24 protein-coding genes are annotated in these 26,831 nt (G+C 63.1%); 8 read left to right on the forward strand and 16 right to left on the reverse strand.

Translation table 11 applies throughout. The annotated features are described in order from the left end of the window. Positions 1–2: 2 nt before the first annotated feature. The 10 genes from ACCAA_RS21465 to ACCAA_RS21515 form a co-directional block, all read right to left on the reverse strand. The gene (locus tag ACCAA_RS21465) at positions 3–1,295 is read right to left on the reverse strand and encodes a lanthionine synthetase C family protein (RefSeq protein WP_186409285.1); all 1,293 of its coding nucleotides are present in this window, start codon (positions 1,293–1,295) and stop codon (positions 3–5) included. 154 nt (positions 1,296–1,449) lie between these two features. Then, complete coding sequence (locus ACCAA_RS21470; protein WP_186409286.1) at positions 1,450–1,650, reverse strand: hypothetical protein; 201 nt, start codon at positions 1,648–1,650, stop codon at positions 1,450–1,452. 401 nt (positions 1,651–2,051) lie between these two features. After that, the gene (locus ACCAA_RS21475) at positions 2,052–2,630 is read right to left on the reverse strand and encodes a peroxidase-related enzyme (RefSeq protein WP_186409287.1); all 579 of its coding nucleotides are present in this window, start codon (positions 2,628–2,630) and stop codon (positions 2,052–2,054) included. A gap of 347 nt (positions 2,631–2,977) precedes the next feature. Next, a complete protein-coding gene (locus ACCAA_RS21480; protein ID WP_186409288.1) occupies positions 2,978–3,853 on the reverse strand; it encodes a DMT family transporter in 876 nt (291 codons plus the stop codon). A gap of 201 nt (positions 3,854–4,054) precedes the next feature. Then, positions 4,055–4,456 carry a YcfL family putative periplasmic lipoprotein gene (locus ACCAA_RS21485; protein ID WP_186409289.1) on the reverse strand — a complete coding sequence of 134 codons (402 nt, stop codon included), beginning with the start codon at positions 4,454–4,456 and terminating at the stop codon, positions 4,055–4,057. A gap of 986 nt (positions 4,457–5,442) precedes the next feature. Continuing rightward, positions 5,443–6,273 (reverse strand): formate dehydrogenase accessory sulfurtransferase FdhD, encoded by an 831-nt coding sequence (locus ACCAA_RS21495; RefSeq protein WP_186409290.1) that lies wholly within the window; start codon positions 6,271–6,273, stop codon positions 5,443–5,445. A 15-nt stretch (positions 6,274–6,288) separates the two neighbouring features. Continuing rightward, a complete protein-coding gene (locus tag ACCAA_RS21500; protein WP_186409291.1) occupies positions 6,289–9,294 on the reverse strand; it encodes a molybdopterin-dependent oxidoreductase in 3,006 nt (1,001 codons plus the stop codon). Continuing rightward, positions 9,295–11,070 carry an NAD(P)H-dependent oxidoreductase subunit E gene (locus ACCAA_RS21505; protein ID WP_245754733.1) on the reverse strand — a complete coding sequence of 592 codons (1,776 nt, stop codon included), beginning with the start codon at positions 11,068–11,070 and terminating at the stop codon, positions 9,295–9,297. It abuts the gene before it with no gap. Further along, positions 11,071–11,442, reverse strand: coding sequence for a Uma2 family endonuclease (locus tag ACCAA_RS21510; RefSeq protein WP_186409292.1), 372 nt, complete (start codon positions 11,440–11,442; stop codon positions 11,071–11,073). A gap of 147 nt (positions 11,443–11,589) precedes the next feature. Beyond that, the gene (locus tag ACCAA_RS21515) at positions 11,590–12,369 is read right to left on the reverse strand and encodes a PD-(D/E)XK nuclease family protein (RefSeq protein WP_186409293.1); all 780 of its coding nucleotides are present in this window, start codon (positions 12,367–12,369) and stop codon (positions 11,590–11,592) included. A 422-nt stretch (positions 12,370–12,791) separates the two neighbouring features. Between ACCAA_RS21515 and ACCAA_RS21520 the strand changes: the two genes are divergently transcribed. Further along, positions 12,792–13,508, forward strand: coding sequence for a hypothetical protein (locus tag ACCAA_RS21520; protein WP_186409294.1), 717 nt, complete (start codon positions 12,792–12,794; stop codon positions 13,506–13,508). 239 nt (positions 13,509–13,747) lie between these two features. Here ACCAA_RS21520 and ACCAA_RS21525 read toward each other — a convergent pair whose 3' ends face one another. Together ACCAA_RS21525 and ACCAA_RS21530 are read right to left on the reverse strand one after the other, a co-directional pair. Next, positions 13,748–14,239, reverse strand: coding sequence for a hypothetical protein (locus ACCAA_RS21525; RefSeq protein ID WP_186409295.1), 492 nt, complete (start codon positions 14,237–14,239; stop codon positions 13,748–13,750). Next, entirely contained in the window at positions 14,227–14,400 is a 174-nt protein-coding gene (locus ACCAA_RS21530) for a hypothetical protein (protein ID WP_186409296.1), read from the reverse strand. The genes ACCAA_RS21525 and ACCAA_RS21530 overlap by 13 nt, the downstream gene beginning before the upstream one ends. Positions 14,401–14,682: 282 nt before the next feature. Between ACCAA_RS21530 and ACCAA_RS21535 the strand changes: the two genes are divergently transcribed. The 5 genes from ACCAA_RS21535 (at position 14,683) to ACCAA_RS21555 (ending at position 19,385) form a co-directional block, all read left to right on the forward strand. Beyond that, positions 14,683–15,240: a hypothetical protein gene (locus tag ACCAA_RS21535; RefSeq protein WP_186409297.1), complete on the forward strand. Its 558-nt coding sequence runs from the start codon at positions 14,683–14,685 to the stop codon at positions 15,238–15,240. Between the two features lie 104 nt (positions 15,241–15,344). Continuing rightward, positions 15,345–16,877 (forward strand): wax ester/triacylglycerol synthase family O-acyltransferase, encoded by a 1,533-nt coding sequence (locus ACCAA_RS21540; protein WP_186409298.1) that lies wholly within the window; start codon positions 15,345–15,347, stop codon positions 16,875–16,877. A gap of 173 nt (positions 16,878–17,050) precedes the next feature. Then, positions 17,051–17,971 (forward strand): hypothetical protein, encoded by a 921-nt coding sequence (locus ACCAA_RS21545; protein ID WP_186409299.1) that lies wholly within the window; start codon positions 17,051–17,053, stop codon positions 17,969–17,971. 52 nt (positions 17,972–18,023) lie between these two features. Further along, on the forward strand, positions 18,024–18,536 hold the full coding sequence (locus ACCAA_RS21550) for a zinc-ribbon domain-containing protein (protein WP_186409300.1): 513 nt from the start codon (positions 18,024–18,026) through the stop codon (positions 18,534–18,536). A gap of 57 nt (positions 18,537–18,593) precedes the next feature. After that, positions 18,594–19,385, forward strand: a complete 792-nt coding sequence (locus tag ACCAA_RS21555) for an alpha/beta fold hydrolase (protein WP_186409301.1) — start codon at positions 18,594–18,596, stop codon at positions 19,383–19,385. Between the two features lie 224 nt (positions 19,386–19,609). Here ACCAA_RS21555 and ACCAA_RS21560 read toward each other — a convergent pair whose 3' ends face one another. After that, positions 19,610–20,827 (reverse strand): hypothetical protein, encoded by a 1,218-nt coding sequence (locus tag ACCAA_RS21560; protein WP_186409302.1) that lies wholly within the window; start codon positions 20,825–20,827, stop codon positions 19,610–19,612. A 177-nt stretch (positions 20,828–21,004) separates the two neighbouring features. On the opposite strand from ACCAA_RS21560, the gene ACCAA_RS21565 reads away from it, so the two are divergent. After that, positions 21,005–22,135 (forward strand): hypothetical protein, encoded by a 1,131-nt coding sequence (locus ACCAA_RS21565; protein ID WP_186409303.1) that lies wholly within the window; start codon positions 21,005–21,007, stop codon positions 22,133–22,135. Further along, positions 22,129–23,067, forward strand: coding sequence for an alpha/beta fold hydrolase (locus ACCAA_RS21570; protein WP_245754734.1), 939 nt, complete (start codon positions 22,129–22,131; stop codon positions 23,065–23,067). Before ACCAA_RS21565 ends, ACCAA_RS21570 begins: the two co-directional genes overlap by 7 nt. On the opposite strand, the gene ACCAA_RS21575 is transcribed toward ACCAA_RS21570, so the two are convergent. The 3 genes from ACCAA_RS21575 to ACCAA_RS21585 form a co-directional block, all read right to left on the reverse strand. After that, entirely contained in the window at positions 23,051–24,415 is a 1,365-nt protein-coding gene (locus ACCAA_RS21575; RefSeq protein ID WP_186409304.1) for a carbonic anhydrase, read from the reverse strand. The genes ACCAA_RS21570 and ACCAA_RS21575 overlap by 17 nt on opposite strands. Positions 24,416–24,659: 244 nt before the next feature. Further along, a complete protein-coding gene (locus ACCAA_RS21580) occupies positions 24,660–26,324 on the reverse strand; it encodes a cation acetate symporter (RefSeq protein ID WP_186409305.1) in 1,665 nt (554 codons plus the stop codon). Continuing rightward, positions 26,321–26,641: a DUF485 domain-containing protein gene (locus ACCAA_RS21585; protein WP_186409306.1), complete on the reverse strand. Its 321-nt coding sequence runs from the start codon at positions 26,639–26,641 to the stop codon at positions 26,321–26,323. Before ACCAA_RS21585 ends, ACCAA_RS21580 begins: the two co-directional genes overlap by 4 nt. Positions 26,642–26,831: the final 190 nt, after the last annotated feature.

Here is a 26,831-nt window from a genome sequence, read left to right on the forward strand (position 1 = left end):
GCTTACGTCACCACCGGAATATCGACCGACAACAATTCGTCCCAGGCCGGTTCGACGGGGTACAGGAAACCGAGTAGTACCAGCCCGATGCCACTTGCCCCTTCGAGCATACCGGCGAGCGGTTGCCAGGAGTCTGTCGGCGGGTCGTCTGACGACACCGGCAACCAGGCGCTGAAACCCGCCAACCCCTCTCCCTCTCTGCGCATCGCCAGTCCTTCGTTCACCCAACGATTGGCCGCAGCCAGGAAACAGGATTCGCCAGTCGCCGCGCGCAGGCGATTGAAGAGGTGCGCGTTGCCGAAAGCTCCGTGGCAGACGCCCGCATCGACGACGCCGGAATCGGCCAAGTGGCGCCCTGCAGCACGGCGCCCAAGCGCGCGCGCTGCTTCCTCCCAATCGGAGCGCCTCAGATGGCGCGCTGCTCGGAGCATGGCCGCGGCAATACCCAGGTCGCCGTAACACCAGGCGAGCCGCGAACCGTCGGACTGCTCCACCGGAGCATCGTGAAAGTGGTACGCGAAACGCGAGCCGTTCGCGTAGTCGCGCTGCTGCATCAAGAGCCACTCGCCGGCGTCGTTGGCAAGCGCGGCTGCTCCCGGCACGCCAAGCGCCGCAGCTTTCGCCAGGAAGGCGACGACGCCGGGTACGCCATGCGACAAACCGAGATTGAAACATCCCTCAGGCCGAGAATTCGACGACGCGTAAAGAAAACCGTCCGCTGAACTGAACCACGTTCGATGGTTCTGGTGAACGATTGCGCTGCGTCCCAGAGCCTCCACCGCCAGCGCAACGATCCGACGCCCAGCCGGCCATTGTCGGCGCGCAATACCATAGGCGCCGATTCCTGCCAGACCGCCGACGAGGTCGCCAAGCATTTCCTCCCCGTGACGTGCCAACCACTGCTCCAGCGCCGCATCGACGCTCGCGCCAAAATCGTCGTCGGTCAGCAAGAGGCAACGCTGCAACTGGCTCGCTGCCCACGCAATTCCGGTAAAGCCGCCAAACAGGTCAGGCCGCTGCGCGAGGCCGGACAATCCGTCAACAGCGGCTTGCAAGTGGGCGAGCGCACGAGTTGCATAACGATCGCTATCGCGCTCATCAAGTGACGAAATGCTGAGATAGGCAAAAAACACCGCGTAGCCGGACTCTCCGCCTGCCACCGACGCAGACGACGACGCGTCTCCCGGCAAAGGCAATGCCTCGACAATACCACGCAGCGCAAATTCACAGCCGGTGCGCAAGGCCTGATCAAGGCCGGGCGACCAGCCTTGAAACACCCTGCGGTTGATTGCCATCAACGCTTACCGGAGAGGCAAAAAAGACGCGGGGCGGTAAGCCTCGCCACGTCATTTCCGCCTGCCGGATAGCGCACTCGCGCTGCCAGACCCTACGCGAACGTCTGCCAAACTACCGCTGCGACGCCACCGGGCCATCTCGGACGTATGTTGACTACCTGGTCTTCTTCGGCTGCGTCGGCGTCGGCGTACAGTTCTTGGAGCCTTCCGTGCAGGCGCTCGTGCAGGGGTTCCCTTTGCTGCACCCCGAGTTGCCATCATCGGAAACGTTCTTCTTCATTCCCCCGTGAATCTGGGCGGAATCCGACGGGGTGAGGAGCTTCAACGTTTCCCGATCGAGGGTCAGTTTCTTCATCGATTCTTCTCCTGTTTGTTGGCAACTTCGGTTCAATCACCGAGGCGCTCAAGAAACACCGCTTTACTTGGATCATGCCTGCGGCCAAGAGCCACCCTGCACGCATCAAGGACGGGAAACTCGACAGCGCCCCCGGAAGTATCGCTGACCAGCACAGAAAGATAAAGCAGAGGAAAACCTGCGGTGTCAACGCGAATGAATGATAGGTTCCCAAATCAAGTGGTGTCAATCTCAAATTGGCTTCCAGAAGCCACCCAAAAGTCACCGGAGGCGCACTTCGCCCAGGCCGAAACGCAATTGAAAGCGACGCGAGCGCAGGCCAGCGACCTCGGTGTGCGGCGCGAGGCCGCGCAGTTGCCGCCGAGTCGCGCGCTTCCCTGCGATCAGCGCATCCTGCGGACCTACGGCCGCGGCAGCCGGCCGAGCAGAAAGAATTCGTCGTTGGGCCGCATCGAAGTCATGTTCGCCAGCCGGTTCGACATCGCGAAAAACGACGCCACCGCGCCGATATCCCAGATATCGTCGTCCGAGAAACCGTGCTGGCGCAGAGCGGCAAAGTCGGCATCACCGATCTCGGCCGAGTGGAGTGCGGTTTTCAACGCGAAGTCGAGCATTGCGTGCTGTCGCGGCGTCAGGTCGGCCTTGCGGTAATTGACGGCCACCTGGTCGGCGATCAACGGGTTTCTCGCACGCAGGCGGAGAATCGCACCATGCGCGACGACGCAATACTGGCACTGGTTGGCGCCGCTGGTGGCAACGACGATCATCTCGCGCTCGGCCTTGCTGAGGCCGCTTTCCTTTTCCATCAACGCATCGTGGTAGGCGAAGAAGGCGCGGAACTCGTCCGGGCGATGCGCCAGCGTAAGGAAGACATTGGGAACGAAACCGGACTTCTCCTGCACTTCGACGATGCGCTGGCGTACATCCTCCGGGAGTTGTTCGAGCGGCGGGACAGGGAAACGACTGATCGGCGGCGTCATGGCTCGCTCCCTGGCAATAGTGCACTACCGAGTCGACAGGTCTTCGCTGACCGGCTTGCCGTTGACCGTGCATGCCGAGTCCAGTCGCCAGATGAATTCATTGCTTTCTCCACGCGGTGAGGGTTTCAGATCATGGCATCATACACCCTGCCCACCAGAGAGCAGACGAGCAAGGCGCTCGCCGACGCCGCCAACCCGGCGAAGGCCTCGCAGATCCACTTTTATGCGCGGGCGCCGCCAGGAAGAACTCCAACACACCGAACACCCACTGCTCGGCAAAGGGCTGGCTTGCTCAGCGACCGGGCAACGTTCCGTCCAGCCGGTTTTCCGCAGCGGCCCCAGCGCGCTCAGGCGCGCGCTGGCCAGCGCAGCACGCCGGTGGCCAGCGCCGTTCCGAGCACGACGATGAGGCCGCCGACCAGCATGCCGGGATTCAGCCTTTCGCCGAGAAAGAGGCTACCCCAGAGGACGCCGAAGAGCGGGATCAGGAAGGTCACCGTCACCGCACGCGAGGCGCCGACGTGGGCGATCAGACGGAAGAACAGCAGAAAGGCGAGCGCCGTGCAGCCGACACCAAGGACGATGGCCGCAGCCCAGGCCATCAGGCCGGGCTGCGCGTTTGGCCAGAACCAGACGGCGAAGGGCAGCAGCAGTAGCGCGGCGACGATCTGCGAGCCGGCAGCACTGACCAGTGCCGGTACGCCGTCGAGCAGACGCCGCGTCAGGTTGGCGGCGAAGCCGTAGGACAGCGTCGCCAGCAGCATGGCGACGATTGCCCAGCCGCTGCCACCGGGCTTGAAATCGGCCTGGTCGGCGGCGAGTACGAGTACGCCGGTGAAACCAACGGCCAGGCCCGCTGCGCGCCAGGCGCCGAGGCGTTCGTGTAGCCAGAGCGCGCCGATCAGCGCGGTGAAGATCGGCACCGTGGCGTTGAGAATGGACGCCAGCCCGGCGGTGATCGAGAGCATTGCCCAGGCGATCAGGACGAACGGCAGCGCCGACCCGAAGAGTCCCATCAGTGCGATGCCCAAGGCGCGCTCGCGTAGCGCCCCGACCTGCCGGCGAATGATCAGCAAGGGCGCCAGGCACACCGCGGCAATCGCCACGCGCAGCCAGATCAGTGCCAGTGGACCGAAGGCCGGCGCGGCGTAGCGCATGAACAGGAAGGAGCCACCCCGCAACGCCGCCAGCAGAATCAGGTCGCTCAGATCGCGCAGTCTCATCGGCAGGCATTTCTCCGGCTGGCGCTGCGTCGTCGAGTGGCCATGGCTTGGCGGGTCAGCCGAGTCGAGTACGCTGCTGGTCCTTCGTCGCTGCTATGGGTCATCGCCGCGCCAGTACACCGCTCCCGACGCGTAGCTCGGCTACGGGCCGCTGCGAGCGAGCATTTCGATCAGCGAACTGGAATCAGTGACGGAAAGGCGTCAGTTCGGGCTTTGCACGACCAGCCGGAAACTGGTGGCCTTGAAAGAGGGAGACGAGACACTGATCGTCTGCCTACTGTTGCCATAGACGATCAGTGGCTTCCATGGCTCGTCATCCCAAACGGCCAGGCCCTGGTGATCCAACCATTCGAAACGGTAATACACCTGCCGCGTGTATGCCGAGGCGTTTTTCAGATCGGCCTGAACGCGTAACAACCGATCCTGCCTTGTCGCGCGAAGATCGCTGATGCCGATAGCGGCTGACACGTCCGGGGTCAGCGTGGCGTAGCCATGGCCGACCGACGAACTCGCCTGATTGGCGCCTGAGGCGAGCATGGGAGCGAGTGCCAGAAAGCAGGCTGCCAAAGGGATGGGTCTGAACGCGCCGAAAAGACCTTGCATGATGAATCCTCAGATGAAAGTGCGCCATTAGTCTTGCTGTCCGGACTCTCCAGGATCAGCCGGAAATCCGTCGCCTTGAAGGTCGGCGAAACAACGTGGCTGATCTGCTCTTGAGTCCCAATAAACAGTCATCTGTTCAGTGGACAGGAAAGCCAAGCTCGCAAGCGAGAGTATATGAGCCCCCACAAAGCGGCGTCAATCCCGCATGTGGCCCCGGGGGCCCCTGAAAGGTCATCGGAATCGCACTTGCTCAATCGTCACACGACGGGCAATGCAGTTCGTCATTCTCCTTCAGGTTTGCCGGTGACCTCAGGCGTCCCTCGGGATTTCCTCGTCAACTCATGATTCGCCATTGCTTTCCGCCGACGCCTTCGCGCCCGGAGGTCCAGCGGGGCCCTTGGGACCCACTGGGCCCGTGGTCCCTTTGGCACCGGCCGGACCCGTCGGACCGGCAGGACCGCTCGGCCCCATCGGCCCGCTAGCACCGGCATCGCCCTTCTTCCCGTCCTCTCCGGGATCGCCCTTGGGCCCGGCAGGTCCAGTCTCGCCCTGTGGCCCTTGCGGTCCTTGCGGTCCTTGCGGGCCCTCCTGCAGGGACCAGTGCGCGACTTGCCCCTCCAGCGCCGCGACGCGATCCTGAAGCGCCTGTAGCGGATCGACAGATGGCGTCAGCATCTTATTCTTGGCCGCCTTGGCGGACGTCTTTTTGACTTTTTTCTTCGACAATGTGGGTCTCCTCAAGTAATCAGCATGGGCGGAGTATTGCAGCATCATTACTCCACTGCCGACTGTTACACGAAATGGAAGCGTCAGTCAATGCGCGGGCGGGCTACTACCCGTGCTCACCGGTGAGCGCGCAGTTTTCGCACCCGTGTCATCCGCTTACGAGGGCCGCGACGGGAGGGCTCTGGCGCCGCCTTCGGCGCGCAACATGTCAGCGCGTGCTGACCGATCTCTATCTCAATCGACGCCTGATCCCCGCTTTCTCAGGCGAGCGACGGCTGCAACAGGAGGCGGTGTGGTGCTGAATAACAGTAAAAGTGCTTTCTGATGGCCCGCCCGACGGCACACAAGCCAATCCTTTGTGCCACTTCGAGGCCCATCTGCGTAACTCCGCTACGCGAAATCACGATCGGCACACCCATCTGCGCCGCTTTGATCACCATCTCGCTGGTCAGTCGCCCGGTGGTGTAAAAGACCTTGTCGCCACCGCGTCGCAAATCATCGTCCTGTAACCACATCCAGCCGGCGATGGTGTCGATCGCGTTGTGGCGGCCAATGTCCTCGATGAATATCAGCAACTCTTCACCGCGAAACAACGCACAGCCATGCACCGAACCGGCGGCCTTGTAAGTGCTGTCGCTGACGCGAATCGTATCGACGATGCCGTAGATCTGTTGTTGGCGCAGGACTGCCGGTGGCAGGACGATGTTGTCCACGTCGCCCATCAACTCTCCGAAGACGCTGCCCTGGCCGCAGCCGGTTGTCACCACTCGTTTGGCCGTGCGCGCAGGCAGGTCGGCGATGCCGCCACGGGTGTTGACCGCCGCCGCTCCCACCTCCCAGTCGACGGTGATCGATTCGATCTCGTTCGCTGACTCCAGCAGCCGCTGGTTGCGCAGGAATCCCAGCACCAGCCACTCCGGCTGCGCGCCGAGGGTCATCAGCGTCACCAGTTCGCGCTTGTCCACATACACCGTCAGCGCCCGTTCGGCGGGAATGGCGAGGCTGACCGTCTCGCCATGCTGGTTGATGACTTCGATTGCGCGGGTCAATGCGGCGCGCGCCTGGGTCAGGCGGGGCAGTTGGTTGGCCATACGTGTGTCTGTCGATCAGGATGGCATGGCACCGCTGCCGTAGCCGGCAGAGGGCAAGACCACGCCGCCCGCGGTGACGGCAACGGCGCAATACTTGAACTCGGGTATCTTGCCGACCGGGTCGAGTGCCGCGTTGGTCATCAGGTTGGCCGCCGCCTCGTGGTAAGCAAAGGGAATGAACACTGCGCCCCGAGGAGTGCCGTCGTCGCGGCGCAGATGGATCGCCACTTTGCCACGACGTGAGCGCACGCTGATCACGTCGCCCGGCGACACGCCCAGCGCGGCCATGTCGTCGCCACACATGGACGCGGTCGCCATCGGCTCGATCGCATCGAGTACGCCGGAGCGGCGCGTCATGCTGCCGGTGTGCCAGTGTTCGAGCTGGCGCCCGGTGATCAGGACAAACGGAAAGTCCGCATCGGGTCGTTCATTGGCAGGAATGATGTCGGCCGGCACCAGCCTGACGCGGCCGTCAGGAGTCGGGAAGGAGTCGATGAACAGCGTCGGCGAGCCCGGATCATCGGCACTCAGACAGGGGTAAGTGACGCTCGACTCGCGCTGCAGCCGTTCCCAGGTAATGCCTGAGATGGTGGCATGCATGGCCTGACGCATCTCTTCGTATACCGCGGCGACACCACTGTGTTCGCCTGGATAGTCCCATTGAAGGGCGTGGGGGCCGCTCCCGCCGCAGGGCCGCCCCAAGGCGGGGGCAGCCCCCTCGGGGGGCCGCGACGGCACGAAGTGCGGAGCGTGGGGGCCTACTCGCCGTGCGATTTGCTGGATGATCCACAAGTCGGGCCTCGCGTCGCCGGGCGGGTCGATGGCCTGCCGGCCCAGTTGCACCATGCGGTCGGTGTTGCTGACCGTGCCGGTCTTCTCGGGCCACGCGGTGGCCGGAAGCACCACGTCGGCGAGCCAGGCGGTCTCGGTCATGAAAATGTCCTGCACCACGAGATGTTCCAGCGATGCCAGCGCGTGACGGGAATGGTTCAGGTCCGGGTCGCTCATGGCCGGGTTTTCACCCATGATGTACATGCCGCGCACCTTGTGCGGGTCACTGTCGGGAGCCAGCGCCTGGTGCATGATCTCGATGACGGTGTAACCCGGCTGGTCGTCGAGCGGGCTATCCCAGAACTTTTCGAACCACGCATGCGCGCGGGTGTCGGTGACCCGCTGATAGTTGGGGAACATCATGGGAATCAGTCCCGCGTCGCTGGCGCCCTGCACGTTGTTCTGGCCGCGCAGGGGATGCAGGCCCGAACCCGGCTTGCCGATCTGGCCGGCCACCGCGGCCAGCGCGATGAGACAGCGCGCGTTGTCGGTGCCGTGCACGTGCTGGCTGATACCCATTCCCCACAGAATCATAGCTCCCCTGATCGCTCCGGGCAGCGACCCGGCGGGCCGCGCGTATGCACGCGCTACCTCGCGCAAGGTCGGCGCCGGTATGCCGCAGATCGGCGCCATCGCTTCCGGGCTGTAGCCCCTGACGTTTTCTTTCAGCGCCTCGTAGTTGCTGGCCCGCGTGCGGATGAACTCCTCATCGGCCAGGCCCTCGTCGATGATCGTGTGGATCAGCGCATTGAGCAGCGCGACGTCGGTGTCGGCCTTGAACTGCAAGGTGCGCCAGGCGTGCCTGCCGATGTCGGTGACGCGCGGGTCGGCGAGAACGATCGTCGCGCCCCGCCTGGCGGCGTTCTTGATCCAGGTCGCCGCCACCGGATGGTTGGCCGTCGGGTTGGCTCCGATGACCAGGATCAGTCCGGCATGCTGCACGTCGTTGACCTGGTTGCTGACCGCGCCCGAGCCGACGCCCTCGAGCAGCGCGGCGACGCTCGAGGCATGGCACAGCCGCGTGCAGTGGTCGACGTTGTTCGAGCCGAAACCGGTACGCACCAGCTTCTGGAAGAGGTAGGCTTCTTCGTTGCTGCCCTTGGCCGAGCCGAAACCCGCCAGCGCCTTTCTGCCATGGCGGTCACGCAGGCCTTTCAATTGACCCGCGGTGAACTCCAGTGCTTCCTCCCACGATGCTTCGCGGAACACTGCGCTCCAGTCGCCCGGATTCGGCGCCACGGCCGGGTTCTTGACCACATCCGGCCTGCGGATCAGGGGTTTGGTCAGCCGCTGCCCATGGTGGGCATAGTCGAAACCAAAACGCCCCTTGACGCACAGGCGGTCATGGTTCGCCGGACCGTTGCGTCCCGCCACGCTGATGATCCGGTTGTCCTTGACGTGATAGGTCAGCAGGCAGCCGACACCGCAAAAAGGACAGACCGAGTCGACCTTCTTGTCCACCGCCTGTGAGCCGATCTGCGTCTTGGGCATCAGCGCGCCCGTCGGGCAGGCCTGCACGCATTCGCCGCAGGCGACGCAACTGCTGTCGCCCATGGCGTCGCCCAGATCGAAGACGATTTCGCTGTGCGCACCGTGCATCGCGTAGCCGATCACGCCGTTGACCTGCTCCTCGCGGCAGGCGCGCACACAGCGCTTGCACTGGATGCAGGCGTCCAGATTGACCGCTATCGCCGGATGCGACAGATCCGCGGCGGGCTGCTCACGGCGCACTGCCCTGAGCGCGGGACGCACGTCGACCTGCAGGCGCGCCGCCCAGTCGCTCAGTTCGCCATGCTGGCCCACGGCCGCCGGGACGCCTTGCCCGTCGTTCTCCTGCCCGCCGTCGAGCCACTTGTAGCCCGTGTCGGGCAGGTCGGAGAGCAGCAGCTCGAGCACCATCTGCTGGCTCTTCAGCGCTCGTTCACTTTTCGCGTGCACCTCCATGCCGGCGGTCGCGCTGCGGCAGCAGCTCGGCGCCAGGGTGCGCTCGCCCTTGATCTCGACGACACAGGCGCGGCAATTACCGTCCGCCCGATACCCTTGCCGGTAGCAGAGGTGCGGGATGTCCACACCATGGCGCTGCGCCGCCTGGAGAATCGTTTCACCCGCGAAAGCGTCGATGATCTGCTGGTCGAGAGTGAATGCCACAGTCCCGGGCGTCGAGTCGGCCGGCTTGGCGGGCGCAGCCATCTAGCTGATCTCCCCCGGAAAATAGTCTTGCACACAACGCACCGGATTGGGCGCCGCCTGCCCGAGGGCACATATGGAAGCATCGCTCATGACCGCGTTCAGGTCTGCCAGCGTCTCGTTGTCCCACTCTGGCGACCCCATCAGACGAACGGCTTTGGCAGTACCCACACGGCAGGGCGTGCACTGGCCGCAGCTCTCGTGCGCAAAAAACTGCATCAAGTTGAGCGCAGCATCGCGCGCCTGGTCATGCTCGCTGAGCACGATGATCGCCGCCGAGCCGATGAAACAGCCATAAGGCTGCAGCGTGTCGAAGTCCAGCGCAAGGTGGTTCAGGCGGGCGGGCAGGATGCCGCCCGAAGCGCCGCCCGGCAGGTAGGCATAGAGGCTGTGTCCGTCGAGCATGCCGCCGCAGTATTCGTCAATCAGCTCCTGCACGGTGATGCCCGCGGGTGCGAGCTTGACGCCCGGCAGCTTGACCCGGCCGCTGACGCTGAAACTGCGCAATCCCTGGCGGCCGTGACGGCCAAAGCCGCTGAACCAGTCAGGGCCTCGCTCGACGATGTCGCGCACCCAGTACAGCGTCTCGAAGTTGTGCGCCAGGGTAGGGCGACCAAACAATCCGACCTCGGCAATATACGGTGGGCGCATGCGTGGTTCACCGCGCTTGCCCTCGATGCTTTCGATCATGGCCGACTCTTCGCCACAGATATACGCGCCGGCACCGCGGCGTAATTCGATGGCCGGCAGCCGACAAGGCGGGTCTGCCTGCAGCCGGGCAAGCTCCGCTGCCAGGAGTGCACGGCAGCCGTGGTATTCGTCGCGCAGGTAGAGGTAGCAGGCGTCGATGCCCACGACCTGGGCGGCGATCAGCAATCCCTCCAGAAAGCGGTGCGGGTCGCGCTCCAGGAACGTTCGGTCCTTGAACGTGCCCGGCTCGCCTTCATCGATGTTCACGGCCATGAGACGCGGCGCGGCTTGCTCGCGAACGATGCGCCACTTCTTCCCGGCCGGGAAGCCCGCGCCTCCCAGGCCACGCAGGCCGGAGGCTTCCATCGCCTTGAGGACGCGCTCGGGGTCGTCTTGGCCATTGACCAGCGCGGTGGCCAGCGCATAACCGCCCTGCTCGCGGTAGGTCTGGTAGCCCGCGTAGTCGGGCGACACCTGGATCAGGTCCGGGGCCGGCGAAACGCTCCCCTGCGCATGGTCGGCCGCAGCAAACGCCCCTGTTCCCCGCGCCATGGGCTGCTGGCCGGCGGCGGCAATGACCAGTGCCAATACACGTTCCGGGGTCGCCAGCGGCACCGGGTTCTGATGCACGATGACGACCGGCGCCTGCTCGCAACGCCCCACGCAGGGGGCCGCGATGACGCGCACCTGCGGCGTTCCCAGCAAGGCCGGCAGGCGTGCCAGCAGGTCACGGGCTCCGGCCAGCTCGCAGCTCAGGCCATCACACACGCGTACCGTCAGTTCGGCGGCGGGCGCATCGCCCTTGAGAACCTCGAAGTGGTGGTAGAAGGTGGCCACCTCATAGACTTCAGCCAGGGGAATATTCATCTCGCTGGCCAGCGCCACCAGATGGCGGTCATGCAGGCAGCGGTAAGCGTCGTTAAGCTTGTGCAGGTGTTCGATCAGCAAATCACGGCGGTGGCCGGCCGTGGGCGGCACGCCCAGCAGCGAACGCACTTCACTGAGCGACGTCGCGTCGGTCTGACGCCCCTTGAGCTGGCGCTGGCGGCGAATGCGCTCACGCAGCTCATCCCCGGTGGTCAGCGCCACCTAATACTCCGGCTTCGGCAACCTCTGAACGAGGTCGTTCCAGCAAACGGAAACACCCGGCAACACGCCCACCGCGGTTTCGCCGGTCAACTCCAGGACTTCCGGCTGCAAAACCGTGTCCACCTGTTCGTCGCTCTCGTCGGCCTTCGGGAAGCGGACATTTACCGGCGCCACGAAGACGCGGCAGGACTTCCCTGCCAGCGCCTGCCGGAGTTGGAAATAGATTTCACCGACGACTTCCTGATGTTCCAGCGTGGGTGCAGGCGCCATCAGGCAGGCCATGCCGTCGATCAGCTCGTAACGAAGGTCTTCCGGCCACGAGAGGTAGTCGCCGTAAGTGTGGTAACACTGATCGCGAAGTGCCAGGCCCATGCGAGATCTCCTGAATGGGGACGCAGAGTGGTCGAGTATACCCTGATCGATACTCCGGGCCTGGTCGATGGCCCAGCGCCGGTATGTGGCAGGTCATTGCTGTAAATCGCCTTCGCACGCTTGCCCTCCCAGATTTCACCAGTCATCTCAGAACGACTCCACCTCCAAGGAATCGCCGTAGGTTTCGATCCCCAGCCGTTCGGCGACCTTTCGCGCCCGCGGGTCGATCATCGGCGAGACCACGATCAGGCGGTCGGCCTGGCGCTGGTGTCGTCGCTCGTAGAAGCGGGCCTTGCGCTCGAAGATGTACATCCCGGCCTTGTCGATCGACGATTTCAGCTCGCAAATCAGCAGCAGGCCGTTCTTGACGATGACGTCGATTTCGACCTGATCGGGTTTTCCGAATACGACGCCTTCATCGTCGTATTCGTTGACATTCACCACCTGCACGCCGAAGGTCTGCTCGAGGATCGCGGCCAGTGCATCGCGGAATGCCCTTTCCGACTGCGTTCCCCAGCGCGATCCCAGCGCTCCGATGCTGCGATCGAACTTGCGGGCCTGCGCCATGATCTCCTCGTGCAGCCGGTCAAAGCGCTCTCCCGATTCCTCCCATCTGCGGTTCTGCTCATCCCGATGACGCGATTGCTCATCCCACCTGCGGTTCTGCTCATCCCAATGGCTCGATTGCTCGTCCCACCTGCGGTTGCGCTCATCCCACTTGCGCGTTTCCTCGTCCCACTTGCGCGACCGTTCCTCGCGGTCGCGGCGCAATTCGCTCAGCATTTCATGGAAGCGGTCCTGCGTTTCTGCCCGGTCCGCGGATTGCTCGCGAGTCAGTTCAAGGATGTAGGCGCGCAAAGCCGGATCGTCCCGTAGCCAACCGGGCAACTCCCGCTTGATCGCTTCCTTCAGAGATTCCGCGTTCACCAGTCAATATCCTCAACGTGTCGCCACAAGGCAATGCCGATCGTGCAATCGCAGCACGCGAAACAGGCTACTCGGCGACGGAAGAGTCAGTATAGGTTCGCCCCGCAAAACCCGTCAATCGGCGAGTTCATTGATCCCTGTCGAGCTGGCGGCCAGGCGCCACCGTTGGCGATCAGACGGAAGGGCAGCAGGCGTCGGCCTCGAAAGTGCCTCCGATGACGATGCAGTGGAAATGCACGAGCCCGGGAGCCGAAGACTGCGCGCGTGCCTTGCGAGTGCAAGCGTACAACGGTCGGTCACCCACAGCTCACGATGCGAGCTTCCCACTGCAAGCTGCGCGATAATGGCCATCGGCCGAGCCGCCAGGGGAGTGCGGTCGCTGCCGGCAAGCACATAGCCAACAGGCCACCCAGGAGAGAACAATGGAATTGATCGAGCCAGCCAGCCATGTCCAGGTGAGATCCGGCGGCTTGCTGTTTTATTCGGACTCCAACCTCGCCGAGACCGACGTATCCGAACTTGCTGTCGAATACCTCTGCGAGCTGGCGGTCCTGGATGAGGGAGTCACCCTGTGTGATATCCTGCTGCTCCTGAAAAGTAACCCGCCTCTGTTGCAGACCCTTCGCCGTTTTTGGGCAGTGGAATTGGTCGAGGAAGCGTTTGCGGGGGAGGCAAGTTCCGACACTGCCGCCGACGACCCGGAAGAAGTGGAATATCTGCTTCTGGCTCGCCCTTGCGGAGTTGCCCTGCGCACCAAGGCCTATGATGTGATGACGCGCCTGATGCTGTTGGGCATTGGGTTCCCTGAGCGTGACCCTGGTTCGAATGGTCGCAGCGTCGGTGACCGGCAAGAGTGGAGCATGTGCGGCGTTAGTGTTCGGACATGCCTGCACTATCCACTCCGACTGGAGCGGACTTCAAAGGTATTCGTTCATGGCCGGGATCAGAAAGCGACGGCTGGCCGGGCACTCTCCATGGAGGAGATCAATTTCGGCCCACCAACCCTCCTCCAGATTCTTCACAGCATTTGCTACGACCTGTCATTTTTTGGGCTTGGCGATCGCAAGAGCGAGGTAATCGACTCTCTGAAAAACGCGGAGTTTTCGGAAATGTCGGCGGCGGATTTTGACAAACTGTGAAGACTCGGAAATGCTCAAGAGCAGTGCCGCCCCCGCAGTGCGTTCCGCAAAAAAGACCAAGAAAGGGAAGCGCAAGTCCGGCTGAACAAACGGCAGCCGTTCACCTGTTCGCCACCCTTGTATCGAGTCGTCGACGTGTCGGCGATCGCCGCTTGTGCATCGGCGCGATGGAGGTCGCCGTCAGGTGTGCTGCCACGTTTCGGGTGCCCGTCCATTGGCCGGAGGGCTCTCTTTGTGGATCAGACGCGAAGAGGTAACGCTACTCCCTCGCATTTGGCGGCTTCACCGTCGAGCGTGATCAGACTCGCCCAGGTGGCGCTCAAGGTTGGTGTGCTTTCGATCCACAGGTGGGTGGCGGAACAGAGCGCCTTGTTGATCCAGTTCACGAACGGCAGGAAGAGATGGTCTTCCCAGAGACTGTCCAGTGTGGGAAACAGCGCGGCTTCGGAGTGGTCCTCACAGCACAGCTGGCAGCGATAGCCGCCTTCGACCGCTTCGCCCACGGCATCCAGGCTGAGCAGCATGTCCCAGCATTGGCCTTGCCACTCGACTGTCACGCTGAGGCTGTCGTTGCCGACAAACACGGACACGTGATGAGTAATCCCGACCAGCCCATAGATCCCGTACTCCTCGGTACGTTCAAGCTGCCGAAGCGGAAAAGGAAAGCGTGCTGAGTTGGCTGCCACCCAGACCTCGAAATGGCTGACCAGCGAATGCTCTATTCGTCCCATGTGCACGGGTCGCCATGCTTGGCCAGGAGACGCTCATCTTCAGCAAAGGGGGAGCGATAGCAGTGAAATCGTGAGTCGACGGAACTGCCGTGCGGCTCGCCGACAGCTTCACAGGCTGTCGCGCCATCGGTGAAGTGCACGAGGTAGATGTCGTGGCTCATGATCTGGGGTATCTCGAGAAGTCATGACCGTTTGGGTCGAGGGCTCGGAGGATGCGCAAGAAGGTTTCCGTATCTCCTACGGCATCTCACCGGCACAGCTTGAGAAGAATCGCTGCAACGTAGGAATGTACCGTTCTTCCCGGCGGGCAGCGACCTTGCGAGCATGTCCCGTAGCGACCGGCATTCGCCAGGCCGCTTGGCAGCCCGTTTTGGCCCTACAATCGCGCTGCTCGGAAGAACTTCCGGCATTTCCCATCGACGGCTGACCTGACGGAGAAACGGATGAACAAACTGTCGCTCGACTGGCCGCAAGGCGCCGCTTCATTGTTGTCCCAGGCCCGGCAGGTGAGCGCCAGTGATGGTGAATTGCTGCGACTTATCCTGGCAGAAACCCACAACCTCGATTCCTGGTTGATTGAAAACAGAATTCTTCCAGCGTTGCGCGAGAAAGGGTTCCCCATGCTCCGTTTCACTCTGCGCATCGAGAATCAGGAGGCGCGTTCGGCAAAGCTGCTGCCGCTGCCGGATGGCAGCGCCCTTGCTTGCACTGCGGACGGATTGTGGTCAGCGTTCGAAGTACGCGAAGCGGTGCACGAAATCGCTTACATTGGCTACCGTTATGCTCCGAGCAAGCACTGGCAGGATGCATTCCAGGCGATGCTACAGTTGGCGAACGGCAGCGAGCGCCCGCTCACGCCAGCCGAGGTGGCAGGAGTCTGGCGGGAAGCCACCGGAGGAGACCCGGCCGGTTACGCGTCAGGCGCCATAGACCACCTGCAGGCATTGGCTTCCGAGTTGCTCGACAAAGCGTTCAATACGCAGGGGCGGCTTGGCCTCTAGGGACAGCAAGGCGCACCCTTGTGGAGGATAGCTCCGTCGGCGCCATCGTCGGCGGGACGATGAACCAGAAGGGAAGATTGCGTGACCGGTTGCGAGGATCAGAAATGAGAAACATGAGTGGGCTGGAGGGTACGTTTCTGCACCTGGAAACGCCGGCGACGCCGATGCATGTCGCTGCGCTGTATCTGCTCGATCCGCCGACTGACCGGAAGGCGGATCTCGCCAGCGAGATCAGGCGCCACCTGATGCCGCGGCTGGCTCTGTCGCCGTTTCTTCGTGCCCGGTTGGCGCCGATGCCGCTGCAGTTCGCCAATCCGGTCTGGATTGACGGCGGTGTCCCTGATTTTTCGCATCATCTGCGCCATATCGTCCTGTCGAAAGCGGCCGCCTTCGCCGAACTCGAGGCCTGCGTCAGTGGGCTGCATTCGACGCTGCTCGACCGTCGCTACCCGCTGTGGGAGTTGACGATCATCGAAGGACTGGCGAGTGGCGAGATCGGCCTGTACCTGAAGATCCATCATGCCGCGCTTGACGGGGTGTCGGGAATGGCCTTGGCGGGTCAACTATTCGACTCTACCGCCGAGCCGGCAGAAGTCCCGGACGACTGGCGCGAGCGGGTCGGCGAGGTCGAAAGTCCAGGTCTGGGAGATCGCCTGGGTGCTGCTTTCCGCCATACGGCGACCCAGTGTGCCAGCCTGCTTCGGCAGTTGCCCGGAGGGCTGCACCTGGTGGCCGGCATGTTCAAGCCGGAGGGCAAGGGCAAGGCAGCCGCTATGCGCCAGAACCTCGCCTTTGGCCCGAAGACGGCACTGAATGTTCCGATCTCGGGTGAGCGGGGCTTCGCTGCGGTCTCGCTATCGCTCGCCGGGGTAAAGGAGATTGCCCGCCGGCAAGACGCGACGCTCAACGACGTCGTCCTGACGCTTTGCAGCGGTGCTTTGCGTCTCTATTTGCAGGAACACGGCGGCGTGCCGCGCAAGTCGTTGATTGCCACCATGCCGGTTTCGCTGCGCGAGACCGGCGACACCGACACCAGCATTCAGGCGACGCTGACGCTGGTCAAGCTGGCCACCCATCTGGCCGATCCGCTACGCCGACTGCACGCGGTCCGCGCCGCCGCGGACGCAGCCAAGGCCTTGACCGCCCACGCCAGGTCGGTCATTCCGACCGACTTCCCGTCGCTGGGCGTGCCCTGGATCGTGCGTGCGTTGGCTACGCTCTATGGCCGTTCGGGTTTGGCTAAAGTCATCCCGCCGCTGGCCAATCTGGCGATTTCAAATGTGCCTGGCCCGCGGCAGCCACTCTACCTGGCCGGCGCACGGGTTAGTGCCTGCTGGCCTCTGAGCATCGTCGAGCACGGTCTGGGGCTGAACATCACGGTGTTCAGCTACTGTGATTCTCTGGATTTCGGTTTGACGGTCGCCCACGATGCCGTTCCGGACGTGCATGGGTTGGCACGGGCATTGACCAGCGCCTATGCGGAGCTTGAGCAACTGCCAAGAGCCGCCTCGGTTGGGCCGGAGACAGTGAAACGGCCGCTGCGTCGACGCGCAGCGGTGCGCAAGCCGAGTGCTGACGCGCAGGCAACGGCGGCAAGCACGCACGCCCTTGGTGCGCAGGATGTGCTGAGTCCGTAGGATTTTGGGGAAGATAGAACAGAATGAGAAGTCTTGGATCAAGAACCCTGGCGCTAGGGCTGATTCTGGCGTTCCCTTGGGCCTTTGCGGCTCCCGGCTTCACTCCTGAGGCCATGCAAGCTCGCTCCGTGGGCGGCGGGGCCGATTTTATCGCCGGATACGATGGCCGCCGGGTGCTTGTGCTACCAGACGGCAGGCCGATTCTCGACGATCGCTTCACGTCATTTCGTTATCGTGACGGGACGAACCGACGGGTCATCGAGCGGGCGCGCCACGAGCGCTGGCGGCCGGGCACGCCGGAATATGCAGCGATACCGGTACATCAGTACACCGTGGTTCAGACTCACGGTGCTCCGTTCGCCCTGCTCGGGGATCTGCAGATCGCGTCTGGTTATAGGGACGTGAATGCCTACTTGATGCCTTATGGCGCAGCCCCTGTCCATGACGGACCTCGATCGGTGGCGCGTCATGGCCCCGTGGCGACCACACAGCCGCGGAAAGCCACGCCGCCGCAGAAAGCCACACAGCCGCGCAAGGCCACGCAGCCCCAGAAAGCCACCCAGCCGCGCAAGGCCACGCCGCCGCGCAAAAGCAGCAAGGTTCCGGGCAACACGGCGCCCAAGAAGCCATTGGCCTGGGGCGATGGTCAAGCGGCTTCGTCGAAGGTCCAGCAGGCGGTGCTCAGCGCGGTGCCGACACAGGTGTCCGAGGACGTTCGGCAGCAGGTGCGCAAACAGGTACGCCTCAGTATCGCCATGCACCAGAACGGCCGGCGACTGCTCCTGGCCGATGTGCTGGTCTACGGCTATGGAAGAATCTACCTGTTCCAGATTGCGCAACCCCTCAAGGTGGGCACTGCGTCGGCGGGCCGAGAGTGCTTCCTGAACCCAGGTGATCTGCTCGGTTTCGCCAGTCTACCAGCCAGCCCCGTCGCCGAAATGAAGGTCGTTGCCAGTGGGGCGAACAGTTGCCTGCCGGGCGAACTGGTGCAGGTTCACCTGACAGACTTGCAGGGGATGCTCGATGGATTCAGTGTGCGGGTGAAGGACAACATGACGCGGGTCAGTGCCTGTGCTGCGCCGGGTCGATGTTAAGAGTCTCGCGCATACAGGTGACAGTACGATTTGCAGCTTGGGGAGATACAACATGATTTGCACGAGTTGCGCCAAGGCCATTGAGGCGGATGTGAAATTCTGCCCGCACTGTGGCGCGCGTCAGACTGCTGACTTGTCCTCACCGGCGGCGGAGCAGCCGACGGCACCGGACCCATCGGAACCATCGGAGCAACTGGCTCCGATAGCGCAATCCGACGCACCGGCGGTGGAGGCCTCGCGTGGGCTGGACGTGCCCTCGTCGCCCCCGCCAGCACCGCCGCCTGCTGGCAAGCGGATGGCATCGGCTGGCGCTATCGCGCTGGTTCTGGCCCTGGCGAGCGGTGTCGGCTATTGGGGCTGGCGGACGACGAGTGAGGAAAGCGCCCGCAAGTTGGCCGTCGAGGAGCAGCGTCGGGTCGCCGCCGAGAAAGTGGCCGAGGCCGCGGAGATCACGGCAGCCCAGGCCTTGCTGGACAAGCACATCGCTGAGGAGGAAGCCAGGGCGCAGGCGCGAGCGGTGGCCGGCGTTCAGGGTCCGAGCAAGAGCGCGACGGGTAAGCATTGACGCCTCTGCCGGCAGGCCCTCGATGGGCGTGCCGCGACAGATGCAAGGAGGACAGGAATGTACGAACCCGACCGATGGTACGAACTCGGTTTGTTGCGCTCGCCCGGTTGGGTCAGGCTGGCGCTCGAGATGCGCGCCGGCTGGGAATACGGCGCGAGCCTCGCGGTGACTCCTCTGCTGAGTCTCGCGCCGCGCGGCGATGGCCATCCGGTCCTCGTTTTCCCTGGCCTGATCACGGGTGACTTCTCGACGCTGCCCCTGCGCAACTATCTCCGCAGTCGAGGCTATGCCACCTACCCATGGGGACTGGGAATCAACCGCGGGCCACGCGAAGGAGTGGTTGATGCCTGCTTCGCGCTGCTGGACAAGCTATCAGATGAGCACGGTCGGGCGGTCAGCCTGATTGGCTGGAGCCTCGGCGGCATCTATGCGCGCGAGTTGGCCAAGGCCAGGCCCGCCAGCGTCCGCCAGGTGATCACCATGGGTACGCCATTCACCGGCCACCCGAAAGCCACCAACGCCTGGCGCATCTACGAGTGGGCCACCGGTCACAAGATCGGCGCGCCCGACCTCCACGAGCCGCTGCGGTCGCCGCCACCGGTGCCGACGACGTCGATCTTCAGCCGCAGCGATGGCGTTGTCGCCTGGCAGTGCAGCCTGGAGTGCGAGAGTCCGCAGACCGACAATATCGAAGTTCAGGCCAGCCATCTGGGCATGGGTCTCAATCCCTTGACGCTGTATGCGATTGCCGATCGCCTGAGCCAGGCTGAAGGTGATTGGCGCCCTTTCGATCGCTCCGGTTTCAGGAGCTACCTCTATCCCGACCCTCGCCGCCAGGCCAGCTTTTGAGCGGCGGGGATTAGGTCAGGTCCGTACGATGTGCTGAGGAACGAAGCGCATCAATCGCGACTGATCCGCTTTCCTTCGGTCAGCACATCCTGCGGCCCCGCCATTTTCCTGGTGGAAAAGAAGTACAGTGAAGAGCGCCTCCGCACGGTTCTTGAGTGCTTGCGTCTTGTCATGTTGCTTTCGAGGTACACGGAATGAAAAGTCTTGGATCAAAAACACTGGCTCTAGGCCTGATTCTCGCGGTCCCCTGGGCCTGCGCGGCTCCCGGCTCCACTGCTGAGGTCATGCCTTTGGCGCTGAAATGCCCGCACGGCAACACCGACCCCAACTGCTCGAACCACGTACCGGAAGGTGGAAAAAACGCGGCGCCACCGTCCCGGGAACAGGAGCAGCACGAACGTGCCAAGCAGCAGGCGCAGCAGCAAGACCAGCAGCGTGCGCAGCAGGAAGCGCAGAAGCAGGAACAGCAACGCGTCAAGCAGCAGGCGCAGCAGCAAGACCAGCAGCAAGACCAGCAGCAAGACCAGCAGCGTGCGCAGCAGGAAGCGCAGAAACAGGAGCAGCAACGCGCCAAGCAGCAGGCGCAGCAGCAAGATCAGCAGCGTGCGCAGCAGGAAGCTCAGAAGCAGGAACAGCAGCGCGTCAAGCAGCAGGCGCAGCAGCAAGATCAGCAGCGTGCGCAGCAGGAAGCGCAGAAACAGGAGCAGCAACGCGCCAAGCAGCAGGCGCAGCAGCAAGACCAGCAGCGTGTGCAGCAGGAAGCGCAGAAACAGGAGCAGCAACGCGTCAAACAGCAGGCGCAACAGCAAGACCAGCAGCATGTGCAGCAGGAAGCGCAGAAACAGGAGCAGCAACGCGTCAAGCAGCAGGCGCAACAGCAAGAGCAGCAGCGTGCGCAGCAGGAAGCGCAGAAGCAGGAACAGCAGCGCGTCAAGCAGCAGGTGCAGCAGCAAGACCAGCAGCATGTGCAGCAGGAAGCGCAGAGACAGGAGCAGCAACGCGTCAAGCAGCAGGCGCAGCAGCAAGAACAGCAGCGTGCGCAGCAGGAAGCGCAGAAACAGGAGCAGCAACGCGCCAAGCAGCAGGCGCAGCAGCAAGACCAGCAGCGTGTGCAGCAGGAAGCGCAGAAACAGGAGCAGCAACGCGTCAAACAGCAGGCGCAACAGCAAGACCAGCAGCGTGCGCAGCAGGAAGCGCAGAAACAGGAGCAGCAACGCGTCCAGCAGCAGGCGCAGCAGCAAGAGCAGCAGCGTGCGCAGCAGGAAGCCCAGAAGCAGGAACAGCAGCGCGTCAAGCAGCAGGCGCAGCAGCAAGAGCAGCAGCGTGCGCAGCAGGATGCACAGAAGCAGGAGCAGCAACGCGTCAAGCAGCAGGCGCAGCAGCAAGACCAACAGCATGCGCAGCAGGAAGCGCAGAAGCAGGAACAGCAGCGCGGCGGTCAATCAGGCCCTTCAGGGCGGCCGGTGCCGGATGGCCGCCGGCTACCACCGGTCGCTGTCGATGCTGCGACCAGCGTGTTACCGCGTGGGGATCACAAGAGCTTCGATATTCGGCACAAGAACGCTGACGGGTCGCAAATCGTGTTGTCGCAGAGGTTCCTGCCCAACGGGACGAAGCAGGTGACCGGCTTCAAACAGACCGAGGATACGCGCGATGGGACCGTCACGCGTTTCTATGCGGATGGCCGCCGTGTGACGCAGGGGCGTGACTTTGAACGTCGCTCCGTAGGCAACGGGCCGGACTTCGTCACTTGGCACAATGGCCTCCGTGAGGCTGTGCTACCGGATGGAAAACCGATTTTCGAGGATCGCTTCACTTCATTTCGTGATCGGGATGGTCGTGACCGTCGGGTGATCGAGCGGACGCGCTACGCACGCTGGTGGCAGGGGCGGCCGGAATATGAACCGAGGCCGGTGGTTCGTCAGTACGACGTGGGTCAGATCCACGGTGCGCCGGTAGCCCAGTACCGCCCGTCGCGTTTTGCTCAGGATGACTACCGCAGCTATTACTCGCGCTTCGCGGTGCCGGTGGTGGTCGTGGGGTCGGCAGCCGCCTGGGTCGCATACAGTTCGCCGGTGACCGGCTACAACGACCCGGTGGCCCTGATGGGCGACCTGCAGATCTCGTCTGGGTTTGAAGAAGGTTATGCATATTCCATGCCTTACGGAGAGATCCCGGTCTATGACGCGCCTGAAGCAGTGGCCCTTCGCGGCCAGATGGCGACCGTCCAGCAGCAGGTCAGCAGCAAGGTTCAGGGTGACACCGCGCTGAAGAACCAATTGGGATGGGTTGATGGTCAAGCCGCTTCTTCGCAGGTCCAGCAGGCGGTGGGCAACGCGGTGCCGGTACAGGTTTCCGAGGACGTTCGGCAGCAGGTGCGCAAGCAGGTACGCCTCAGTGTGGCCATGCATCAGAACGGCCGTGCACTGGTCCTGGCCGATGTGCTGGCCTCCGGTTATGCCAGCATCTACTTGTTTCAGACCGCACAGCCGCTCAACGTGGCCGATGTGTCAGCGGGCGGGGAGTGCTTCCTGTATACGGGTGATCTGCTTGGTTTCGCGAAGCTGCCAGCCGGGAACAGTTCTTTCGCCGAAATGAAGGTCGTTGCCAGTGGTGCAAACAGTTGCCTGCCGGGCGAAGTGGTGCAGGTTCGCCTGACCGATCTGCAGGAGATGCTCAACGGCTTCAGTGAGCGTGTGGAGGACAACATGAAGCGGGTCAGTGCCTGTGCTGCATCGGGTCGATGCTGACCGCCGCTGACCCGCCCTCCGGTGAAGCGATGGCGCACGCCAACGGCATCGATATCTGCTACCAGAGCATGGGCGATCCGGGAGCGCCCACAATACTGCTGATCATGGGACTCGGAATGCAACTGATCTCCTGGCCCGACGCTTTCTGTGCGGGGCTGGTCGACAGCGGTTTTCGCGTCATCCGCTTCGACAACCGCGACGCCGGCCATTCGACGCGCATCGCCTGGGGGCAGCGGCCCCGACTGTTGCTGGCCATCGCTCGCGGCGTCGTCGGGCTGCGGGTCCGCTCGCCCTACCGCTTGAGCGACATGGCCGACGACGCGCTTGGTCTGCTCGACGTCTTGCGGGTTGAACGGGCGCATCTGGTTGGCGTCTCGATGGGCGGCATGATTGCCCAGTGCGTGGCGGCGCGTCATGCGCAGCGCCTGCTGAGCCTGACGTCGATCATGTCGGCCAGCGGCAACTGGCGTGTCGCTTGCGGCCGGCCGGCGGTCTTGTGGCAACTGATGCGGCGGCCGGAAAGGCCGGATGACCCGGCAAGTCAGCTTGATCACTTGATGCACCTGTTCGCGGTCATCGGCAGCCCGGCTTTTCAAACAGACCGGGAGGAACTGCGCCGGGAGTTGGCCCGCTCGATCAGCCGTGCACACTACCCGACGGGCCTCTATCAACAGTTGCTGGCAATCATCGCCTCCGGTGATCGACGTCGCGAACTGGCGAAAATACGCGCGCCGACCCTGGTCATTCACGGTGCCGACGATCCGCTGGTGCCAGTGGCCGCCGGACGCGACACCGCACAGCACATTCCCGGCGCCAGGCTGCAGATCATCGAGGGGATGGGGCACGACCTGCCACGGGCGGTGCAGGAACTGTTGCTCAAGGCCATCGTCCGGCACTGCCGGGATGCTTCCAGGATCAGCGCGATTCCTTGATCATGCGGGCAAAGTTCGCCTGCACCGGCCGGGCGTTCTGCCGGTACAGGCGCGCGAAAATGGCCAGTTGTTCGGCTGAGATCGGCTGCGGCTGCCTGAGAACCAGCCAGAGGACGCCTTCGGTGCACGGCGGTGTGGTCAGCGAACCCATGTAGGTGTAGTAACTCTGGTCGGCCGGCAGCAACTGGGCGACGTCGATGCTCAGTGCCGGCGGCGTCACGTACTCGTTCTTCTCCAGCGGCAGGTTGTTCCACACGTTCTGGATCAGCGGATTCTCTAGTCCCTTTTCGAGCAGGACGGCCACCACAGCGATCTTGCCGTCTTCTGCCTTGTGGACCAGATGGACGACCATGTCGAAGGCCGCGCCGTTCACGCGTTCTTCGGAAGGACGGTGAAAATGGAACTGGGCGAGTTGGTAAGTCTTGCCGAGCAGGCTGATGCTGCTGCCGCTGACCTCGACCTGTACGGTGTGCCCATTGTCGACGACGCGAAACTGTGACGGCCGATAGGCGAACTGAATCGGTTCCAGGTCGACGCGAAGGCCGTCACGAATATCAATCGGAGATTGTCGTTTGCCGGTGGCGCAGGTCGCATATTCCGGCTTCAGTTGGCCCCAGTGGTCCGGCCCGCTATCGCCTTCGTACGCCCAGTGCGCTTGTGCATGCGTGCGCGCGTGGCCCTCGCCGGCCGGCGGATGCGGTTTGCCGGCGTGGTGCTTCTCCGGCGCGGTGGCCAGCAGGGCGGGAGGCGATACGTCTGGGACGCGTGCCGGCGGTCTGGTCGCCAGAGCCTGTCGTGCCTGCGCCTCGACTTTCTCGGGTGCCGGTGTCTGCAGGTTGGCTCGTTTGACTTCCTTCTGCAATAAAGCCTCGTTGGCCTTGCGCAGTTCGCCGGCGGCCTGGCTGACCTTGTCGGCGGTCTTGCTCGCTGCCGTAGCCGCTTCGGGCCCCGGTTTCGGTCGGCACACTTCGCGCAGCAGCTTGTCGTCGAGCATGCCCGAGCGAACCGGCATTTCGATCGCCAGCTTGACCTCCTCTTCCCGCAGCAGGTCGCCTTCGTCCTTGAAATAGCTTCTTTTTAGCGTGCTGTAGCTGCGCGACGCGCAGTCGTAACGGTTGAGGGCCTGGACAATCCGGTAAGACGACGACGTTTTGGGGTCGACGATCGGTTTGTCGAGAACGATGCGTCCTAGCGCCACAGACTTGCCGTTTTCATCCTTCCGAATGCTGCTACGGTCGATCTCAACGCGCTTGCCCGTCTCTGCCGAAACCACCTGCCAGGCGGAGTTGGCCACTGCCGGCATGACGGCGAGCAGGAAAGCGGCAAGAAGCCTGAGCTGTGACGGCATGCGAGGAATTCCTGTGGTGTGTGGCTACTGATCAACTCTTTCACGGGAATTTGGCCGGAAACTTTAGCCAGGAACAAGTTTCACCGTGGACCGGGCGGTCGCAGGGTTGCGGCAACCAGTGCGCTGGGGTGCTCAGCCAACGGCGACCGGCCATGTCCGTCGCTGGGTGCGGGGAGATGGCCGGCGCTTGATGCTCCTGACGGGTGTATGCCCCGTCAGGATTTCCTTCTTGCCGTGAGAGCGCTCAGTGGCTGGCGCCCGAGGCACCGAAACCGGTTTGCGCGCGCACGTACTGGTCTTCAAACGCTTCCTTTTCCAGCTTGGAGCGGGGTCCGGTGTCGCTCTTGGAGAAGACGTAGGCGAAGATGAAGGCGATCGGCATGGCGAACAGCGCCGGCTGCGTGTAGGGGAACAAGGCAGCCTTGTTGCCCAGTACGTCAACCCATACCGACTTCGACAAGACCACGAACATGACCGCAGAAATGACGCCGCCGTAACCTCCCCACAAGGCCCCACGAGTGGTCAGACCCTGCCAGTACATCGACAGAATCAGCACCGGGAAGTTGGCCGCAGCGGCGACGCCGAAGGCCAGGCCGACCATGAAGGCGATGTTCATTTTCTCGAACAGGATGCCCAGAACGATGGCCAGCAGGCCGAGGCCGATCGTCGCGTAACGCGAAACGCGGATCTCCTCTTTCTCGGTCGCCTCTCCCTTGCGGATCACGCGTGCGTAGATGTCATGCGAGATCGCCGAGGCGCCGGCAAGAGCAAGACCCGAGACGACGGCCAGGATGGTCGCGAAGGCCACCGCTGCCAGGAAACCCAGCAGCATGTTGCCACCGACGGCTTTGGCCAGGTGCATGGCGACCATGTTGCCGCCACCGATGATCTTGCCACCGACGACACCCCCTTCGAAGAACTCGGGGTTCTGACCAACGATGATGATCGCGCACAGTCCCAACAGAAAGATCACGTTGAAGAAGAAGCCGACGAAACCGGAAGCGTAGAGCACTGATTTGCGCGCTTCCTTGGCGTTGCCGACGGTGAAGAAGCGCATCAGGATGTGCGGCAGACCGGCCGTACCGAACATCAGACCAAGACCGAGCGAGAGGGCGGTGATCGGGTCGGCGAGCAGGCTGCCCGGCGCCATCAGCTTGGGACCAAGCTTATGCACCGCTTCGGCCTTTTCGAGCAGCGTGGTCAGCGAAAACCCAAACTGGCTGTAGGCCAGGAGCAGCGTCAGCGTGCCGCCGAAGAGCAGCATGCAGGCTTTGATGATCTGTACCCAGGTCGTTGCCACCATGCCGCCGAGCGTGACGTAGACCATCATCAGGATGCCAACGACGAAGATCGCAATGTTGTAGTCGAGGCCGAAGAGCAGCTTGATCAACTGTCCGGCACCGACCATCTGGGCGATCAGGTAGAAGACGACGACGACCAACGACGAGATCGCCGCCATCGTCCGTACCTTGCCCTGGTCGAGCCGATACGAGGTGATGTCGGCAAAAGTGAAGCGGCCCAGGTTGCGCAGCCGCTCGGCCATCAGGAAGAGGATGATCGGCCAGCCGGCGAAGAACGCCAGCATGTAGATGTAGCCGTCGTAGCCCGAGGTGTAGGTCATCGCCGTCAGACCGAGCAGGGTTGCCGCCGACATGTAGTCGCCGGCAATGGCCAGTCCATTCTGGAAGCCGGTGATGCCGCCGCCAGCGGTATAGAAGTCGGCGGTGGACTTGGTGCGGCCCGACGCCCAGTAGGTGATCCCCATGGTCATCGCGACGAAGATCAGGAACATGATGATCGCGTGCCAGTTGGTCGGCTGCTTGACCCCGCTGGCGTCCATGGCAGGACCGGCACAAGCCAGACCTGACAGGAGGAGCAGGGTGAGTGCCGATGTCAGTCGACGGGTCATAGTCTCTCCTTCTGGGCTTCTTTGATCAGTTCCGCGGTCAGGTCATCGAATTCACCGTTTGCGCGGCGAACATAAACCACCGTCAGCAGCCAGAAAAAAACGAACATGCACAGCTCGACGGTGTAGCCGATGGCCCACATCGATCCTTCGGCAATCGGTTGGCCGAGAAGCCCTGGCTTGAAGGCGACCAGCATGAAGAACCCGTAGAACAGGACCAGCACAATGGTTGCCAGGGTCCAGGCAAAGCGTCCTCGCTCGTGAACCAGTTTCTGGAACTTGGGATTGACCCGCATTCGCTCGTAAATGACACTACTCATGATTTCTCATCCTCCACTCTTGTTATGTTTACACGATCACACAGTTTTACAGCCAATTGACCAGGTGTTGACAAGACCTCCCCTCGTCGCGTGGAATACTAACTCAGATCAATGGCTTGTTCAATGCCGCAGCCCTGACGCATGACCCAGTCGAATCGGGCCCGTTTGCCGGTAACGCCTGCTTTGGCCG

The organism is Candidatus Accumulibacter aalborgensis (genome assembly GCF_900089955.1).
Classification (GTDB): domain Bacteria; phylum Pseudomonadota; class Gammaproteobacteria; order Burkholderiales; family Rhodocyclaceae; genus Accumulibacter; species Accumulibacter aalborgensis.

What these genes read in the sequence shown, in the direction of transcription:
- ACCAA_RS21500 (WP_186409291.1), bottom strand. Translation starts at nt 9,294, where the DNA reads ATGGCTGCGCCCGCCAAGCCGGCCGACTCGACGCCCGGGACTGTGGCA.
- ACCAA_RS21535 (WP_186409297.1), top strand. Translation starts at nt 14,683, where the DNA reads ATGAACAAACTGTCGCTCGACTGGCCGCAAGGCGCCGCTTCATTGTTG.
- ACCAA_RS21570 (WP_245754734.1), top strand. Translation starts at nt 22,129, where the DNA reads ATGCTGACCGCCGCTGACCCGCCCTCCGGTGAAGCGATGGCGCACGCC.
- ACCAA_RS21525 (WP_186409295.1), bottom strand. Translation starts at nt 14,239, where the DNA reads ATGGGACGAATAGAGCATTCGCTGGTCAGCCATTTCGAGGTCTGGGTG.
- ACCAA_RS21575 (WP_186409304.1), bottom strand. Translation starts at nt 24,415, where the DNA reads ATGCCGTCACAGCTCAGGCTTCTTGCCGCTTTCCTGCTCGCCGTCATG.
- ACCAA_RS21470 (WP_186409286.1), bottom strand. Translation starts at nt 1,650, where the DNA reads ATGAAGAAACTGACCCTCGATCGGGAAACGTTGAAGCTCCTCACCCCG.
- ACCAA_RS21510 (WP_186409292.1), bottom strand. Translation starts at nt 11,442, where the DNA reads ATGGGCCTGGCACTTCGCGATCAGTGTTACCACACTTACGGCGACTAC.
- ACCAA_RS21495 (WP_186409290.1), bottom strand. Translation starts at nt 6,273, where the DNA reads ATGGCCAACCAACTGCCCCGCCTGACCCAGGCGCGCGCCGCATTGACC.
- ACCAA_RS21555 (WP_186409301.1), top strand. Translation starts at nt 18,594, where the DNA reads ATGTACGAACCCGACCGATGGTACGAACTCGGTTTGTTGCGCTCGCCC.
- ACCAA_RS21520 (WP_186409294.1), top strand. Translation starts at nt 12,792, where the DNA reads ATGGAATTGATCGAGCCAGCCAGCCATGTCCAGGTGAGATCCGGCGGC.
- ACCAA_RS21475 (WP_186409287.1), bottom strand. Translation starts at nt 2,630, where the DNA reads ATGACGCCGCCGATCAGTCGTTTCCCTGTCCCGCCGCTCGAACAACTC.
- ACCAA_RS21550 (WP_186409300.1), top strand. Translation starts at nt 18,024, where the DNA reads ATGATTTGCACGAGTTGCGCCAAGGCCATTGAGGCGGATGTGAAATTC.
- ACCAA_RS21585 (WP_186409306.1), bottom strand. Translation starts at nt 26,641, where the DNA reads ATGAGTAGTGTCATTTACGAGCGAATGCGGGTCAATCCCAAGTTCCAG.
- ACCAA_RS21485 (WP_186409289.1), bottom strand. Translation starts at nt 4,456, where the DNA reads ATGCAAGGTCTTTTCGGCGCGTTCAGACCCATCCCTTTGGCAGCCTGC.
- ACCAA_RS21580 (WP_186409305.1), bottom strand. Translation starts at nt 26,324, where the DNA reads ATGACCCGTCGACTGACATCGGCACTCACCCTGCTCCTCCTGTCAGGT.
- ACCAA_RS21465 (WP_186409285.1), bottom strand. Translation starts at nt 1,295, where the DNA reads ATGGCAATCAACCGCAGGGTGTTTCAAGGCTGGTCGCCCGGCCTTGAT.
- ACCAA_RS21530 (WP_186409296.1), bottom strand. Translation starts at nt 14,400, where the DNA reads ATGAGCCACGACATCTACCTCGTGCACTTCACCGATGGCGCGACAGCC.
- ACCAA_RS21480 (WP_186409288.1), bottom strand. Translation starts at nt 3,853, where the DNA reads ATGAGACTGCGCGATCTGAGCGACCTGATTCTGCTGGCGGCGTTGCGG.
- ACCAA_RS21540 (WP_186409298.1), top strand. Translation starts at nt 15,345, where the DNA reads ATGAGAAACATGAGTGGGCTGGAGGGTACGTTTCTGCACCTGGAAACG.